Origin of the sequence: Campylobacter concisus, from assembly GCF_902460705.1 — a bacterium.
GTDB classification, from domain to species: Bacteria; Campylobacterota; Campylobacteria; order Campylobacterales; family Campylobacteraceae; genus Campylobacter_A; species Campylobacter_A concisus_Z.
The window spans coordinates 133,728-151,215 of the sequence record NZ_CABPUP010000004.1 but is presented as its reverse complement, the minus strand read 5'-3'; the positions used below and the strand labels follow the sequence as shown (position 1 = coordinate 151,215).

The window sequence follows — 17,488 nt, the reverse complement described above, 5'->3', positions numbered from 1 at the left end:
AACCTATGGATAAGATAGCAAATTTGGCTCTTTCTTTAAAAGATGAGCTGATAAAGGATCGCAGGTATTTTCACTCGCATCCAGAGACTGGCTGGTTTACATTTTTTACAACCGCCGTGCTAGCAAAGAGGCTTAGTGATCTTGGTTATGAAATAAGCCTTGGTGACAAGGTGGTTAAAGCGGATGCAAGGCTTGGTCTTGGTTCAAAAGAGCAATGCGAAAAAGCAATAGAAAGAGCTAAAAAGCTTCTAAGTCCTGAAGAAGCAAAATATCTTTCTTATATGAAAGATGGCTTAACTGGCCTAACAGCTTTTATCGACACAAAAAGGCCTGGTAAATTTACAGCATTTAGGTTTGACATTGATAGTGTTGATGTGACAGAGAGTGACGAGCCTACTCACAGACCTTGCAAAGAGGGTTTTGGTGCAGATATCGCTGGTATCACGCATGCTTGTGGGCATGATGGTCACATGTCAATAGGTCTTGGTGTGGCAAAACTTATAGCTGAAAATTTAGATGAGTTTAACGGTAAATTTAAATTTATCTTCCAAACGGCAGAAGAGGGCACAAGAGGTGCTGTGGCTATGGAAGCTGCTGGTGTGCTTGATGGTATAGAGTATCTATTAGGCGGACATATCGGCTTTCAAGCAAAAACCAATAGAGGCATCATCTGTGGAACAAATAAGCTACTTGCAACTTCAAAATTTGACGTACATATCACCGGTCGTTCAGCTCACGCAGCAGGAGCACCACAAGATGGCGCAAATGCCCTTTTAGCCGCATCTCAAATGGCACTAAGCATGCATGGTATCACAAGACATGCAAAGGGCGTGACCAGGATAAATGTAGGCGTTTTAAAGGCAGGTGAAGGCAGAAACGTCATTGCTCCAAATGGCTATCTAGCTTGCGAAACAAGAGGCGAAGATACAAATTTAAATGATTTTATGTATGAAAGATGCATGGATATCGTTAAAGGTGTGAGCGAAATTTATGGTGTAGAGAGTAAAGTCGTAAAAACTGGTGGCACAAACGGAGCCGATAGCGATAAAGAAGTAACAGAAATTTTCTATGAAGCTGCAAAGCAAAGTCCATTTATAGATGACGATAAGATCGTAAAAGAGCTTGATTTTGGTGCTTGTGAAGATTTTGCTCATTTTATGAGAGCTTTACAAGACAGAGGCGCAAAGAGCGGCTATATGATGATAGGAACAAATTTAAAAGCAGGCCATCACAACTGCAAATTTGACTTTGATGAGGAGTGCTTGGTAGCTGGAGTTGATGTCTATCTAAGATCTGCTTACAAACTAAATGGAGTAAAAAAATGAAAAACGCTTTACTAATCAGTGCTTCAAGCTATCAAGATACTGGCTATTTAAGGCACTGCAAAAACTGGGTTAAGGAATTTTTAGGTGAATGCGACAAGGAAGAAATTTTATTTATCCCTTACGCTGGAGTTAGGCGAACAAATGACGAGTATGAGCAAAAAGTAATTGATAGATTAAAAAATAGCAATATAAAATCAATCCATCACTATGAGGATAAAATTTCTGCTATCAAAAATGCAAAAAGCATTGCAGTTGGCGGCGGAAATACCTTTATGCTGCTTTACACTCTTTATAAGCTAAATTTAGTCGAGCCTATAAAAGAAGCTGTGGCAAATGGCGCAAAATACTTTGGCTGGTCAGCTGGCGCAAACATAGCTGGCAAGACGATGATGACGACAAATGATATGCCCATCATCATGCCAAAGTCATTTGATAGCTTAAATATCTTCCCTTATCAAATAAACCCGCACTTCATAAGTGGCAAACTAGCAGGCCATAACGGCGAGAGCAGGGAGGAGAGATTGGAGGAATTTTTGATAGCCAATCCAAAAGAGACTATCTACGCTTTGCCTGAAGGTACGGCTTTGCTCATAGAGGGTAGCGAGGCCCAGGTCATAGGACATAGTGAAATTTTAAAATTTGAGTATCAAAAAGAGATAGAAAAAATAGAAGTTGGAACTAAATTTAAAATCTAAACAAGGAGAGAGGTATGGAAACATTTAAGCTAATTGCTGCCATTCTTGGCATTGCAGTTGTTGTGGCACTTCTTGTCTTAAAAAAAGAGACAAGAACGGTGCTAATAGGTGTTGGTTTGGTGCTTTGTTTAATCGCACTAAAACCGATGGGGGCACTAAGCGCTTTTACTGACTATATGACTAAAGCAGGGCTTATAAAGGCGATTTGTGCAAGCATGGGTTTTGCGTTTGTTATGAAATACACGATGTGCGATAAACACCTTGTTGCGCTTCTTACAAAGCCACTTAAAAACGTGGGTTTTATCTTGATCCCCGCAACAACCGTGCTAACTTATTTTATAAATATTGCTATCCCTTCAGCTGCAGGATGCTCCGCTGCTGTTGGTGCGACACTTATACCGCTTCTAATGGCCTCAGGTATCCGCCCAGCTATGGCTGGTGCTGCTGTTTTTGCAGGGACATTTGGTGGAGTTTTAAGCCCAGGATCGGCTCACAACGTCTATGTGGCTGATCTTGTTAAAAAGACGGTTGAGGGCTACACAGTTCAAGATGTCATAAAAGTGCAAATTCCAAGTGCATTTACTGCTCTTGTTATCGTAGTGATCGCATTAGTTATTGTTGCGATACTGCTTAAAGACTATCAAAAAAATACAAATTTCACTCTTGAAAGTAGTACTGCTAGCGAAGAGAAGCCGCTATTCAAAGTAAATTTCATCTACGCTATTATGCCTCTAGTTCCACTTGTTATCTTGGTTATTGGCGGAACAAGCCTTGCGAAAGATTATAGCTTTCTTGCATGGACAAAGATGGGCGTTGCTGAGGCGATGATACTAGGTGCCATCATAGCTATCTTTGCTACACTTACAAATCCGCAAAAGATCACAAAAGAATTTTTTAACGGAATGGGGCACGCTTATGCTGATGTCATGGGTATCATCATCGCAGCTGGTGTCTTTGTCGCTGGTTTAAAGGCATGTGGAGCCGTTGATGTGGTCATCGCATGGTTAAAAACAGATCAAAGCTACGTTAAATTTGGCGGAACATTTGTGCCATTTATCATGGGTATAGTTACAGGTTCAGGCGACGCTGCTACATTTGCATTTAACGAAGCTGTCACAACAAATGCCGCTGCACTTGGTTTTGAGCAAGATAAGCTTGGTATGGCTGCAGCTATTGCTGGTGCTTTAGGTAGATCAGCTTCTCCGATCGCTGGTGCTGCTATCGTTTGTGCAGGCATTGCGATGGTTAGTCCAGTTGAAATCGCTAAAAGAACATTTTTAGGTATGTTTGTCTCTGTTGTAGCGATTGCATTTTTTGTCATCTAAAAGGATGAAAAATGGATATCGTAGAGAGATTTTTAAACTACACAAAATTTAACACCACGACAAATAAAGAGAATGGATTAAAAGGCGTCATGCCTTCTAATCCAACCGAGTATGAGCTGGCTCTTTTTTTAAAAGATGAACTTAGCTCATTAGGTATAAAAGATATCATTTTGCAAGACAATGCTATCTTGATAGCAAAAATTCCTGCAAACTGCGAAAATGCTCCAAGTATCGCCTTTTTTGGGCATTTAGATACAAGTAGTGAGCAAAAAAATGATACTAAAGCCAAGATAGTAAAATACACAGGTGGCGACATCTGTCTAAACGAAGAGCAAGGAATTTATCTAAAATTTAGCGACAATCCAGAGCTTAAAAAATATGAGGGTGACGACATAGTCGTGACTGACGGCACTAGCTTGCTTGGGGCTGATGATAAAGCTGCGATCGCAAGCATCGTAAATATGGCTAGCTATTTCATGCAAAATCCTGATGTAAAGCACGGTAAAATCGTGATCTGCTTCGTGCCAGATGAAGAGCAGGGCTTACTTGGGGCAAAAGCACTTGATGTAAATTTACTGGGAGCCGACTTTGGTTACTGCTTAGACTGCTGCGAGATAGGCGAGCTAATATATGAAAACTGGAATGCGGCTGACTGCACGATGGTCTTTAAAGGCGTTTCGGCCCATCCGATGAATGCAAAGGGCAAGCTTGTAAATTCGCTACTTCTTGCGCATAAATTTATCTCGCTTTTACCAGGCGGCGAAGTGCCAGAGTGTACCGAGGGCAAAGAGGGCTATTTCTGGGTAAAAGAGCTTAGTGGAAACAGCGCAAAAACAACTCTTAAGATCGATATAAGAGAATTTGACGAAGCGAAATTTCAAAAAAGGCTTGAGTTCTTAAGCGATATGGCAAATTCTTTTAACAAAATTTATGGAGATCGTTGCGAAATCACACTAAAAACACGCTATGAAAACGTCTTTAAATTTTTAAAAGATGAAAACTCACTGCCTATAAAATTAGCAAAAGATGCCTTTAGCGAGCTAAATATCGCGCCAAATATAAAGCCGATGCGTGGCGGATATGACGGCGCTGTGATATCTGCAAAAGGTGTGCCAACACTAAATTTATTCACAGGAGCTAACAACTTCCACTCGATATATGAGTACCTGCCGGTTAGCAGCCTAAAAGCCTCAAGCGAAGTGATCAAAAAAATCATAATTAACGCTGCTAAATAAACTTCATAAAAGCCTAGATTTAGTAAATTTAGGCTTTAAATTTTTACTTTCAGGATAAAAATGAAGGCTTTAGCTTTATTTAGCGGAGGGCTTGACAGCATGCTCTCAATGAAATTAATAAGCGATCAAAATATCGAAGTGGTCGCACTTTATATGGATACTGGATTTGGCGTGGATGAAGAAAAACATGAAATTTTAAGACGCCGCGCAGCTTTGGCTGGGGCTAGCTTAAAAGTGGTTGATATGAGAAATGAGTATCTTCGTGATGTACTTTTTAACCCAAAATACGGCTATGGCAAGCAGTTTAACCCTTGCATCGACTGTCACGGATATATGTTTAAAACAGCTCTAAATATGCTAAAAAGTGAAAATGCAAATTTCATCATCACAGGCGAAGTCGTAGGTCAAAGACCGATGAGCCAGCGTAGAGATGCACTCTTTCAGGTTAAGCGCCTAGCTGATGATGAGGATGATTTGGTGCTTCGTCCGATGTGTGCTAAACTCTTGCCGCCAACTAAGCCAGAGCGCGAGGGCTGGGTCGATAGAGAGAAGCTGCTTGATATAAGCGGGCGCGATAGAAAGCCGCAGCTTGCTTTGGCAAAGGAACTTGGCTTTGAGGACTTTGCCACGCCAGGAGGCGGATGTTTGCTAACGATCGAGAGCTTTGCTGTGAAGATAAAGGATTATCTAAATTTTGATAAAGAGATGCGAGATATCGATGTGACGTGGCTAAAGCTTGGTAGGCATCTGCGCTTACCAGATGGTGCAAAAATGATAATAGGCCGTGACGAGAGCGATAATAACGCACTTTTGTCTCATCCAAATGATAAATTTGAACAGGTGAAATTTAAAGAGAGCGATGACATCGTGGGAGCTATTAGCTTCATAAGTAAAAATGCTAGTAAAGCTGACAAAGAGCTGGCCGCAAGGCTCGCATTAGCTTATACAAAAGCAAGTAAAGAGAATGAATTTGAAGTTAGCGTCGCTGGCGAGGAATTTAGTATCACACCTGAGGATAAATCTCTAGCTCAAAATTATTTCGTAAAATAGACGTTTTATTGATTCTTGGTGCTTTTACCTTGTGTTTGTAGATAAAGATGGTTTTTATCTACAAATAAGTTTAAAAATTATATAATCCGAAACTTATTTTAAAGTGTCACGGTAGCTCAGCTGGTTAGAGCGCTGGTCTCATAAGCCGGAGGTCGGGAGTTCAAGTCTCCCCCGTGACACCAGAATACACTATTTTAGGCACTAACAGTGATGCTTTTGTTCTTTCCCTTTCTTTAAAATTTCCTTTAAGAGTGGAGCACTTAGTTACTAAAGTGGGACAGTCTCTTAAAAATTCCAACGATTATAAAGTCATCACCCTTTTAATACCATAAAAATAAATTTGTTTTAAATTCTTGCTTCTAGCTTTTATTTTAGGTCACCTTTAAAATACCCCAAGGAATATCCAGCTACTGCCAATAGTTAAGCTTCAGTAAGCTTAATAGTAAAGATGAAGAGCTTCATAATAGAGCCTTTGTAAAGAATTTTCTTAAAGGCTTTCAAGAAAGCTTTGAGAAAGACTATACCTCGCAGTCTTACATACAAAAAATGAAAGAGGATATAATGGCGAAGAAATAAAAGGTTTTACAAGCTTGCAAACCGGCACTAGCTATATAAATTTCAAAAACATAACCAATATGAAAGATCTTGTAAAGACCATAACCCATGAAAACCAAAGATCTATGGATATACAAGATCATAGAGATATAGATAAAAATAGAGATGATGATACTAAATACGCATCAAATTTCTCAGACTTTGCAACTAGATATTTCTCTCACGCCCTATGGCTAAATAATAAAGGTTTTTCTAAGACACCTTTAACAACAGCTGTAGCATCAAGCATAGTAAATAACAATAGAGAATTTGCAAAGCTGGATAAGAATTTGGGGGTGAATAGGCCATTGCATAATGATGAGAAACAATGGATTGATAAAAATGTGGATAATTTTAAAGATTTTTATAAAGATCAAACAGGAATTTCATTAAATAATTTACAAGTAAAGAAACTGTTGGATCACTTAGCAAATTCTATGGTGGACGCCGATGAAAATATCGGCTTAGTTGGTAAAATATTTGGCAAACCACAATTTGACAAAAACGACGAAGCATTAGCAAACAAATTTATCATCGAAAATTCGCAAGGACTTAAATTTGAAAACTATTATGATGGCGATGAGTTACTACGCCGTCAAGACTATTTCACGGCTACGAAAAAAACAATTTTATAAAGGTGAAGACTTTAACCAAAATGTTCCAGGAGCCTTAATCGATATGTCGGGTATGTTTTTGGGGGCAGGCGGTAGTGGCTTTATTGCAAATGCAGGAACAAAAGGATTGTCAAGACTTATACTAAATCAAGAAGCTAAGACTTCGGTTAAAGCCGGATTAGTTGGTGCCACGATAGATACTAGTTTGCAAGTAGGAACTCAAATTTATGATCAAGCTATAAATAATAATGGATATGTAGACTTATCGCGGATCGATTTGAATTACAACAGTATAGTATTTAATGGGATTGCCTCAGCTGTTACGATACCTAAATTCATTGATAGTTATAAAACTGTGAAATATTCGTATAGTGCACAAAAAACTTTAAATAATCAATTAAAAACAACAGTATCACCACAAAAAATACAAAAAATTAAAGATAATATTAAAAAGCATAATACCATTATGTATCAGCATGGCATTTTTCAGGGTTTAAATTATGGTAATAAAAAAGTGATTGAAGGTATATTTGTAGAAAAGGAAAATGAAAATGAGTAGTATCATAAATGCTTTTATAGATATAGCCCTAAGGAGTGACTTTCCGTTTTTTCATTATATTTTTTATAATTTTTATATTTTATTTTTTTTGCGCATAAGTGTTGATTGTTTAAAAGATGAAGTAAAAGAACAAAAAAAATTAAAAGAAGTTTTTAAATGGGGAAGCCTTATTCTGATAGCTTTTATAGTTTTAATTTGTCTTACAATTTTTGAAAGCAACGGAATATTCTTTTATTTTTGCATTTTTTCGTGGATTTCTACTATCGGTGTGATTTTTTGGGCTTTTCGACCTGAAAAATTTATACCAGATAAACCACAAAATAGAAACCCTAAAAAACAAAAGAAGCAAAAAGTTAAATTTGAAAAAAGTAAGAATTCGTTAAATTTTACAAATGTAAAATTAAAAAATAAACAAAGCAGCGGCGATAAATAGAAATTTTAAAAATATCTCTAAAATAGGAACGACTGAAAGAATAAACGAAAAACTATTAGCCAATACTCCAAAAGGAGGATGGTATATTAAGACGTAACGACAAAGGGTATGTAGCTCATAGTATGGATATAACGGGAAATAAAGTGATATATCAACAATTAGGTAAAAATAATAAACCGGTAGAGGTTTATAAAATTACTAATGATAAAGGTTATTTAGTGACAGCTTCTAAACCAAAGCTCTATGCTTCGCAAAGCAGTCCTAGTACTTTAATAAAAGATGCAACAAAAGATATTAAATTTTATGATAGCTCAAAAACCCCTGGTATAGTAGCAGGCGCCACCATAGGCGGAGGTATAGATATTGGATCGCAGTATATAAATAACGGCTATAGTTTTAAAAATATTGACCATACAGAAGTAGTAATAAATGCATTAGGCGGTGCATATGGCGGAGCTGCTAGCGGTTTATTCTCAGCAATAGTCAGAGGCAATTTTGTTAACTCATCTACCGAGTTATACTCTCAACTTAAAGATAGATCAAAGGATGTGGATAAAGATAGAGTGTTTAGTAAATTATTTTTAGGTGGAACTTTTGGTGCATTCGGCAATATAGCAGGAAATTTTGGTAAAAACATAAAAGTTGGCAATGGAGATTTACGGACTGAGGCTGAAGCTGGGGCAAGTATATTTACCGGAATAACACAGGTGGCTGTAGATAGTATGAGTAGCAAAGATAATAAAAATAATAAAGACGATAAAAAAAGAATGAGAACTGATATAAAAGTTTTGTTTAAGAACATTAATTTTAAAATGAGCATCATCTAAATTTTTTAGATATAATTACGCAAAAGTTATATTATTAAAATCAGGTAAAGGAACTCATGAAAAAAATATTTAAATTTCTATCTTTTTTAGTATTTATGCTATTTCTTACAGGATGTGCAAAAGATCTTATTATAAGCAATATGCCAAATTCAAATTTGAACTATCATGGCGATAATGTTCCTATAACTATCATAGCTTATAAATTAAGGGATGTGGCCAAATTTAAAGAAGCTAGCATTATCGATCTAGCTGAGAGAAATGGTGAAATACTAGGCTATGACAAGATTGACTCTATAAAAACACAAATTCAGCCAAATACAAATAGATACGCTTTTACAAATGTATATCCTGACGAGGTTCCGTATGTCGGTATTTTGGTACTTTATGCTGATCAGAGCAAGACAAATATCAAGGCTTATAAAGCTACAAAAGAGATAAAAGAAAAAAATATAGTTTTTGAAATAACAAAAAATGGCGTAAATGTTTTAGACGCTAGTAGCTCTAAAATACAAGCAAGCAAATAAAATGTCTGAAAAGCTAAAAGTCGTTTGGTATAACGGAATGAATGTTGATAAGGTTCATTTCGAGCAGCAAGAAAGATATTTTGAGAGAAATTTAAACCTAAAAACTATCTCTTCTTTTTCAAATTTATATGGTGTTTTAAATTTAGAAATTTCAAGCGATCTTTTGCTTCAAGGCAAAATAGGGCTAACTAAAATTTCTTGTATCTCTCAAGATGGTACGATTTTTAACGCGCCAGATCAAGATGAATTGCCAGAACCGCTTGAGATAAGCCCAAGTGAGCTAAACTCAGCCATTATAGTGCTAAAACTACCTATTAGCTCAGGTTTGGTTGATATTAGCTTGCAAAATAATTTACCAAATCTAAAATTTACGGCCAAGCAAGCACTTATCGGCTCAAGAGTGCATGATGAAGCTAACAATGATATATTAAATGAGCTAGATGATAAAGATGATTTTGAGCTATCTTCGGCCTTTACGCAAGATAAAGAAAATCTAATCTTGGCAAGCCAAAGATCGTCTCTTGGAGTATTTGGCTCAAAGATGCCTTATGAGCTTAGCATACCAATTTGTAAAATAAAAAATATAGACCTAAACAAACAAATAACACTTGACGAAAAATTTATTCCAACTTGTATTGACATCAGTAAAAACACCTTTATAATAAATTTTGTAGAGGAGCTTAGCTTTGCTACAAAGCAACATCAAGAGAGTTATTTTGGGTTGTTAGGAGGTGTTGATCAAGCTAAAAATAGACTTGATTTTTCAACATATTTAACACTAAATATGCTAAAAAAATGGTATTTGATATTCTCTTATTTACTAAAGAAAGATAAATTTCACCCAGAGTATTTGTATGAAAAATTAGTTGATTTTCAGGCTGATCTGTTGGCACTTAGTCATGATAATAGTTTTAGCGAATTTATCGCCTACGATCACAATAATCTAACTCAAACTTTTGTGCCTTTGATAAATAATCTAAGACTTTTATTCTCACATATCTTATCTCCAAAATATATAATGGCACAGATTGTTAAAAATAATCACGGCTTTTATGACTGTATTTTTGATAATCCAAGTATTATTGAAAACTCAGAAATTTATTTTGCTATTCACAGCGATACAAAAAATGAGTATCTTCTTAAAAATTTCAAAGAGCAATGCAAGATCCATACTCAATCAAATATAAAAGGCATAGTTTCTTCACAGCTAAGGGGTATAAACGTAGAGCAAATTTCTGTTGTTCCTAGTACTTTACCGAAGTTAAACGATTATATCTACTATAAGATAGACAAAAAAGACGAAATTTTTAAAAGCTTTGCAAATCAAAATGTGATTAGCGTTTATATAACGGCAAATTTACCAAATGCTGACATTAAAATGTGGGCTTTATTATAAGGATAAAAATGAACGAAAATCAAAATGAAACCTCAGTTTTAAGTCAAACAAATCTTTTGGGTCTTGGCACAAATCTTGCACTAGATCACGTGTTGCCATTACTTCTTTTGGCAAATAGGGTTTCAAAATTACAAAATTTTTCACAAAGTGAAATGGCAAATTTACGTGAAAAATTGATAAACGATATCTTAAGCACTACTTCAAAGATATCAAATCTAGGCATTTATGAGGAAGACGATATTATTAGGCTTAGATATTGCCTTTGTGTTTTTATAGATGAGAGCTTGCTAAAAAATGAAATTTTTATGAACAGCTTTTGGGCCAATAATACCCTGACAACAAGATTTTTTAATGAAAATCTAGGTGGAAATAAATTCTTTGGCATTATGGATAAGTGGTTTGAAAATGTTGGTAAAAACAAAGATTTCTTAGAATTTATATATGCTTGTTTGGTGCTTGGTTATAAAGGAAAATATGAAACCCAAGAAGATTGCAATGAAAAAATCTCTTATCTTTGTGAAAATATAGCTGCGGCCGTTTCTCCGCTCATAAAGGCCGATGAAAATGTATTTGAAAAGAGTTACTTAAAACAGACAAAGAAAAGCTTTCTTGAGGTATTTTCACTAAAGCGCTTAAAATTTTATTTCATTTTGCTAGCTATTGCCATGATTGCAGCTGCATTTTTATATAGTACATATTCTATGGATCAAAACAATATCAGAAACGATAGTGTCCTAAATAATAAGATAGAGAATTTTATGGATAACAAGTAAGTGCAAGATAATTTTTGTAATAAATTTAATGAAGATTTTTTAGAGAATGAGCTTTATATTAGTTTAACTGATGAAATGTCAAAGTATAAAACTTTGATGCATGATAGCATAAAGTGGGATTATGTATTTAGCTCATCTTTAAAGGCATTAAGTGAATTTAGTCTTGACGCCAAGCTTTTAAATTTCTTAGCGATTTCTGCTATAAATTTAAATGACAAAGAGGCTTTTAAGACACTTATAAAAGCTTTTGCCTTTTTTCTATCTATTTTAAAAAAAGAGCCAAATTTACTTGCAAAAAATGAAAAACAACTACCTACTAAAAAAAAGATAATAGCTCAAACAATAGAGCTTTTTACGCAAGCTAATGATAAAGCTTTGGATCAAGCTGAAGCAAAAGCCTTTAATGATCTTGTGCCTGAGCTTTCGCAAGAGCTTGGTACACATTTTGATACACTTTATATAGAAGAAAAAAAAGAAGAAATTTTAAAAGCTAAAGAGCCAAAAGTAATTACTAAAACTGAGCCAACTTACTATCAAAGCATTTTATTTAGTAGCAATGACATTAGTACATTTAATGATAGAGAATTTAGAGAATATTTTATAAATTTATCACTAATGCTTTTAAAGAGTGATATTAAAAATTTTACCGCTTATGCTTTAATTTTTGAAGCAATGTGGGGTAGAATAAAGGCACTTCCATCAAGTAGCGATCAAATGACGCAGATACGTTACCCTGATGAAAATCTGATTATGCTTTTTAAAAAAAGTAATGAACTAAATCTTGATAATTTAGAAAAATTTATAAGAAATTTAGCACTTAATCCATTTTGGATAGAAGGCATTAAGATATTTTGCGAGTTTTTAAATAGTGCTGGACTTGCAAGGCAAAGTGATCTTGTTTGCGATATGGTTTTAAATTTTATTGATAAATTTCCAGATATAAAAAAGCTTAAATTTCAAAGCGGAGAAGCTTTTTTTAGTGAAGATATAAGTAAATTTTTTATTAAAAGTAACTCTTTGGAATTTACTTCCAGCAGTGATAGTAAAAAAGATATGAGTTTTGAAGATCTAATAAAAGAACTAGACAAAAGCAAGCATGCTTCAAGTGCTCAAAGCGAGCTTAATTTTATGCTTGAATTATCAAAAATTTTTACTGCTCAGGGCATGAATAATAATGCAAAAGCTACCTATGCACAAATAGTTAATTTTATAGAAAACACCGAGCTTAAAGATTATTTATCAGACGTATATATAAAGGCAAAAACATTTGTGTGATAAAATATGTTTTTTTAAATCACCTTTAATTTTATTTAAATATAATTCTTAAATCATTTATGAAAAAAGGATGTTACTATGGCAGATAATCTAATCCCACCAAAAGAACGCATAAATATAGTTTATAAAACTAAGACAAATGACCAAGAGGCTGATGTAGAGCTTCCATTAAAACTTATGGTAGTTGCAAATTTAACTGGTGAAAACCAAACTCCACTTGAAGATCGTGAAGTAATTTCTATCAATAAAATAAATTTTGATCAGGTTATGAAAAGCTTAGATATTCATACAAATTTCTCTGTAAAAAATAAGCTAAATTCTAACAATGAAGATTTAAATATTGATCTTGATTTTGAGAGCATCCATGATTTTAATCCAGATAATATTATAAATCAAATTCCTGAGCTAAAAAAACTTTTACAGCTTAGAAAGGCTTTAGTTGCGCTAAAAGGTCCTATGGGCAATATGCCTGATTTTAGAAAAGCGGTTTTAGAAGCTATAAAAGATGAAGATAGCAGAAAACAACTTCTTTTAGAGATTAAAGACGAACAAGATAAGGAATAAAAATGTCTGAAACTAAAGTTAAAACTCCTATCATTGAAAGCATAATGCAAAGGAGTAAATATTCAAAAGATGACGAGAGTTATAGCGTTGTAAAGCAAGGAGTTGCTGAGTTTATTTCAAATATAATCACAACAAATAATGCTGAAGATAAAATAAATAAGCTCGCACTTGATGAGATGATAGCTCACATTGATACCCTTTTATCTGCTCAAATGGATGAAATTTTACACAATAAATCTTTTCAAGAGCTAGAATCAACTTGGCGTGGAATTAGATTTTTGGTTGAGAGAACAAATTTTAATGAAAATGTAAAAATCGATCTTTTAGACGCTACAAAAGAAGAAATTTTAGATGATTTTGAAAACAACCTAGACATAACTCAAAGTACACTTTATAAACAAATTTATTCAGCCGAATATGGACAGTTTGGTGGCGAGCCAGTTGGTGCGATAGTGGCTGATTATGAGCTAGATAAATCAAATCAAGATATGACTTTTTTAAATAAAATGTCATCAATTGCTGCAATGAGCCATTCACCGCTTCTTACATCTCTTTCTGCTAAATTTTTCGGACTTGACAATTTTGGTGAGCTTGAAAATATAAAAGATCTAAAAAGCATGCTAGAAGGCCCGCAATATACAAGATGGAGAACTTTTAGAGAAAATGAAGATGCAAAATACACAGGATGTATGGTAAATAGATTTCTTACAAGATCTCCTTATGTGCCAGAGGATAACCCTATAAAGAGCTTTAATTATAGAGAAACTGTAAATAATCACGATGATATGCTTTGGGGCAATGGGGCTTATGCGTTTGCTACAAGGCTTACAGATAGTTTTGCTGATTATAGATGGTGCGGCAATATCATTGGGCCAAAAGGTGGCGGTGCTGTAAAGGATCTTCCAACTTACACTTACGAAAATTATGGAAGTGTCCAAACAAAAATTCCAACCGAAGTTTTGATCACAGATAGAAGAGAATTTGAACTTTCAGAAAATGGATTTATCGCTCTTACTTTAAGAAGAGATAGCAATAACGCTGCATTTTTCTCTGCAAACTCTGCGTTAAAGCCTAAGATTTTCCCAAATACTCCAGAAGGTAAAGCTGCTGAGACAAATTTTAGGCTCGGAACTCAACTACCTTATGTGTTCTTGATCTCTCGTTTGGCTCATTATCTAAAAGTGCTTCAAAGAGAAGAGATAGGTACATGGAAAGAGCGTAGCGATGTTGAGCGCGGCTTAAATGAATGGCTAAGACAATACATCTCAGATCAGGAAAATCCACCAGCAGATGTTAGAAGTAGAAGACCATTTAGAAGTGCAAAAGTAATCGTCAGTGATATAGCCGGCGAGCCTGGATGGTATAAAATAGAGCTTTTGGCTAGACCTCACTTTAAATTTATGGGAGCAAATTTCGAGCTTTCTTTAGTCGGAAAACTAGACAAAGAGTAAGCTTGCTATGTCGCTGATAGATAAAATTTTATATGAATTTAGTGATGAATCAAAACTACGTCCATATTTTAAAGATCTAGACAGCGACATAAAAGATCACATTGATACCATTTTAAACTCTAGACTTGGTAACTACGGCCGATTAAATGATAGCATTATTGATCTTTGGTCGATGGGTGTCGAAATAAATGAGCTTGGTCATAAACTTGGCATGGCGATATATGAACTAATCAGCTCAAATGAGAATAGAATAGAAGTAACATCTATCGGATACGATGACTCACTAAAGCCTTGGCGTATCATCTTTAATATAAACTACAAGCATAAAAACGATAATTTCAAAGAGTATTTGCTAAAAGTTATTTTTAAAAACAATAGATATTGTGAGATTTTATAATGGATTATAATGAAAATAATCTAGCTTATTTTCAAAAAGAGATGGCATATCTTGATGAAACAAGAGCCCTTTTTATTAAAAATTTTCCAAAAGTAGCACCCTTTTTAGATACTAAAAGCAAAGATCCTGATGTTGAGAGCATAATAGAAAATATGGCTATTTTAACATCTAGGATTAGGCAAGAACTAGATGAAAATATCCCACTAATCGCTGAGTCTTTAGTAAATATCTTAATGCCAAGCTATACAAATCCTTTTCCATCAGTTTGTATGCAAGAATTTACCTTAAGAGATGACTTCTCTGGGGTAAAAGAATTTATACCAAAAGGAAGCATAGTTGAGTCAAAGCAGATCAATGGCATAACGTGCAAATTTCAAACAATCTTTGACATAAATTTGCTTCCCTTAAAGATAACAAAAGCTTTTATGTCAAACAATAAGAGTGATTATCTTCTAAATTTAAATATAAGCGTTACAAAGGACGAGTTTAGCACTAAAGAACTTGATATAGACTTTTTAAATTTATATCTTGGAGATAATGTTTACTTCTCTTCTACGCTCTTAATGTGGCTAAAAAATTACTTAAAATTTATTACAATAAGTTTTGAAGATAGCGATCAAGAGATAAAGTTAAGCCCTGATAAACTTAGTTTAGATGAGTTTGACAAGCGTTTGATAAAGAGTGATGAGTTTGGATTTGAAGCATTTGAGCTTTTAAAAGAGCTATCATTTTTTCCTTCAAAGTTAAATTTTGTGCGATTAAATGGTCTTAGCTTTCTTAAAAATTTTTCTGCAAAAAGCTTTAATATTAAATTTATATTTTCAAAAGATATGCCAAGTGGATATGTGCCAAGGCTAGAGTATTTTTCTCTTTTTGCTACGCCTGCAATAAATTTATTTGCAATGAGTGCCGAGCCTATTTTGAATAACAATAGGCGAAGCGAATATAGAATTTTTCTAGATCGCTCAAATATCGATGCTTATGAAATCGTTTCAATCAGTAAGGTGGTCGCCCACAGCAGCAATAATGAAAAAAGGATATTAAAAAACTATAAAAGTTTTGAGAGATTCGAATTTTTAAATGATGAGCGAGCAAAAGATTATTATTTTGTCAGCAATAAAACAGATATAAAACTAAACTCTTATAAAGAAATTTCTTTTTTTAAAAGTGACTCTAAAGATCAAACCATCAGCATAGATGCACTTTGTTGCAATGGTGATTTGCCTTGTAAGCTAAGACTTGGCGAGATAGATAGAGTGTTATCTCATCAAGGTGTAACAACTAAAAATTTAACCATTCCAACTAGCGTAAAGCGAGTAAAAATAGATGGAAATCTTCTTTGGAAACTAGTTAGTATCTTGTCTTTTAGCTATCAAAGTATACTAGAGAAGGGCTCTTTTTTAGCACTTCTTAATACCTTTAGCGCGTCAGATGATGAGTTTTTTAAAAAATTTGCAAACTCGCTTTATGATATAAAAACAAAGCAAATTTATAGAGTTGATCAAGGTTTCGCAAAAAGAGGGTTGCTCTGCATATTCTATATAGATGAAAGTGAATTTGAGAGTATTGGAAATGTCTATGCTTTAGGTATAAATTTGGCTAAATTTTTATCAAAATTTGCATCAATTAATTCATTTTGCGAGCTTAAAATAAAGTGTATAAAGAGCAAAATTTTGCTTAATTATGACTTTTTAGGTGGTACAAAAAAATTAATATGAACAAAGAACTAAATCAAGCTTCTTTTTTTAAGTTAGTAAAAAACTGCCTAAAGCACCACGATAGAAGAGATATTTTTTTAAAAAATAGTCCAAGTTTTGCTTATCCGATTAATGAGCTTGAGAGCTTAAATAAAGAGGATGCAGTAAAAATCGTCGTAAATTTTATGGGTCTTTTGGGGAGTGGCTCACATCTTACAAGCTATATTTTAGAAAAGATCTCAAAGAGTAGCGATAATAATTTCGAGAAATTTTTTGACTTTTTTGACAATTACTTGCTTTGGCTTTTCTTTGATAGCATTAGTCTGAAAAATTATGCAAGATCCTTTGAAAAAGAGCTTGATGATAAAATTTCAAAGATTTTATTAGATATACTAAACATAAGCAATAAAAAATTAGCAAAAAAATTCTTACCATTTTCTCCGCTTATTATTAGTCAAAGAAGGCCTAAAAGAGAGATCGAATTTGCCTTGCAGCGCCATTTTAATTTAAAAAATAAACTATTTTTGCTGGAAAATTTACCAAATCAAATTTTCATAGCACCTTCAAATTTAAATTCGCTTGGTATCAAAAATAGGACTTTGGGTAGAAATTTTATACTTGGTAAAAAGCTTTTTGAGAAACAAACTAAGATAGCAGTTTATATAAATGGTATAGATTATGAAGAAGCTATTGATTTTTTCCCAAAAAGAAGAAAATTTAAAGAGCTTCAAGATACTCTTATCTTTTTTACGAA

General features: G+C 34.1%; 18 protein-coding genes and 1 tRNA gene. All 19 read left to right on the top strand.

Annotated features, from left to right (window positions below; all coding sequences use genetic code 11):
• Positions 1-5 precede the first annotated feature (5 nt).
• Entirely contained in the window at positions 6-1,325 is a 1,320-nt protein-coding gene (locus tag F3G75_RS07045; protein ID WP_149717051.1) for an amidohydrolase, read from the top strand.
• Entirely contained in the window at positions 1,322-2,020 is a 699-nt protein-coding gene (gene pepE / locus F3G75_RS07040) for a dipeptidase PepE (protein ID WP_149717050.1), read from the top strand. The genes F3G75_RS07045 and pepE overlap by 4 nt, the downstream gene beginning before the upstream one ends.
• A 14-nt stretch (positions 2,021-2,034) precedes the next feature.
• Positions 2,035-3,345 (top strand): C4-dicarboxylate transporter DcuC, encoded by a 1,311-nt coding sequence (dcuC, locus tag F3G75_RS07035; protein ID WP_149717049.1) that lies wholly within the window; start codon positions 2,035-2,037, stop codon positions 3,343-3,345.
• Between the two features lie 11 nt (positions 3,346-3,356).
• On the top strand, positions 3,357-4,580 hold the full coding sequence (gene pepT, locus F3G75_RS07030; RefSeq protein WP_149717048.1) for a peptidase T: 1,224 nt from the start codon (positions 3,357-3,359) through the stop codon (positions 4,578-4,580).
• A 60-nt stretch (positions 4,581-4,640) separates the two neighbouring features.
• Complete coding sequence (locus F3G75_RS07025; protein WP_149717047.1) at positions 4,641-5,630, top strand: argininosuccinate synthase domain-containing protein; 990 nt, start codon at positions 4,641-4,643, stop codon at positions 5,628-5,630.
• Between the two features lie 105 nt (positions 5,631-5,735).
• Positions 5,736-5,812, top strand: a tRNA-Met gene (locus F3G75_RS07020).
• 453 nt (positions 5,813-6,265) lie between these two features.
• Complete coding sequence (locus F3G75_RS07015; RefSeq protein ID WP_223154447.1) at positions 6,266-6,859, top strand: hypothetical protein; 594 nt, start codon at positions 6,266-6,268, stop codon at positions 6,857-6,859.
• On the top strand, positions 6,804-7,397 hold the full coding sequence (locus F3G75_RS07010) for a hypothetical protein (RefSeq protein WP_188116940.1): 594 nt from the start codon (positions 6,804-6,806) through the stop codon (positions 7,395-7,397). The genes F3G75_RS07015 and F3G75_RS07010 overlap by 56 nt, the downstream gene beginning before the upstream one ends.
• Positions 7,390-7,830 (top strand): hypothetical protein, encoded by a 441-nt coding sequence (locus F3G75_RS07005; protein ID WP_149717045.1) that lies wholly within the window; start codon positions 7,390-7,392, stop codon positions 7,828-7,830. The genes F3G75_RS07010 and F3G75_RS07005 overlap by 8 nt, the downstream gene beginning before the upstream one ends.
• Positions 7,831-7,952: 122 nt before the next feature.
• Positions 7,953-8,657, top strand: a complete 705-nt coding sequence (locus F3G75_RS07000) for a hypothetical protein (RefSeq protein ID WP_149717044.1) — start codon at positions 7,953-7,955, stop codon at positions 8,655-8,657.
• Positions 8,658-8,713: 56 nt separating this feature from the next.
• Entirely contained in the window at positions 8,714-9,181 is a 468-nt protein-coding gene (gene tssJ, locus F3G75_RS06995) for a type VI secretion system lipoprotein TssJ (protein WP_054195914.1), read from the top strand.
• Between the two features lies 1 nt (position 9,182).
• A complete protein-coding gene (gene tssK / locus F3G75_RS06990) occupies positions 9,183-10,577 on the top strand; it encodes a type VI secretion system baseplate subunit TssK (protein ID WP_149717043.1) in 1,395 nt (464 codons plus the stop codon).
• 8 nt (positions 10,578-10,585) lie between these two features.
• Entirely contained in the window at positions 10,586-11,350 is a 765-nt protein-coding gene (gene icmH / locus F3G75_RS06985) for a type IVB secretion system protein IcmH/DotU (RefSeq protein WP_085658354.1), read from the top strand.
• The gene (locus tag F3G75_RS06980) at positions 11,351-12,625 is read left to right on the top strand and encodes a type VI secretion system domain-containing protein (protein WP_149717042.1); all 1,275 of its coding nucleotides are present in this window, start codon (positions 11,351-11,353) and stop codon (positions 12,623-12,625) included. It begins immediately after the preceding gene.
• A 78-nt stretch (positions 12,626-12,703) separates the two neighbouring features.
• The gene (gene tssB / locus F3G75_RS06975; RefSeq protein WP_054195918.1) at positions 12,704-13,189 is read left to right on the top strand and encodes a type VI secretion system contractile sheath small subunit; all 486 of its coding nucleotides are present in this window, start codon (positions 12,704-12,706) and stop codon (positions 13,187-13,189) included.
• Between the two features lie 2 nt (positions 13,190-13,191).
• Positions 13,192-14,640: a type VI secretion system contractile sheath large subunit gene (gene tssC, locus F3G75_RS06970; RefSeq protein ID WP_054195919.1), complete on the top strand. Its 1,449-nt coding sequence runs from the start codon at positions 13,192-13,194 to the stop codon at positions 14,638-14,640.
• A gap of 7 nt (positions 14,641-14,647) precedes the next feature.
• A complete protein-coding gene (locus F3G75_RS06965) occupies positions 14,648-15,037 on the top strand; it encodes a GPW/gp25 family protein (RefSeq protein ID WP_054195920.1) in 390 nt (129 codons plus the stop codon).
• Positions 15,037-16,755, top strand: coding sequence for a type VI secretion system baseplate subunit TssF (gene tssF, locus F3G75_RS06960; RefSeq protein WP_149717041.1), 1,719 nt, complete (start codon positions 15,037-15,039; stop codon positions 16,753-16,755). The genes F3G75_RS06965 and tssF overlap by 1 nt, the downstream gene beginning before the upstream one ends.
• Positions 16,752-17,488, top strand: a 737-nt coding sequence (locus F3G75_RS06955) for a type VI secretion system baseplate subunit TssG (protein WP_149717125.1), incomplete at its 3' end; no start/stop codon positions are given. The genes tssF and F3G75_RS06955, both read left to right, overlap by 4 nt.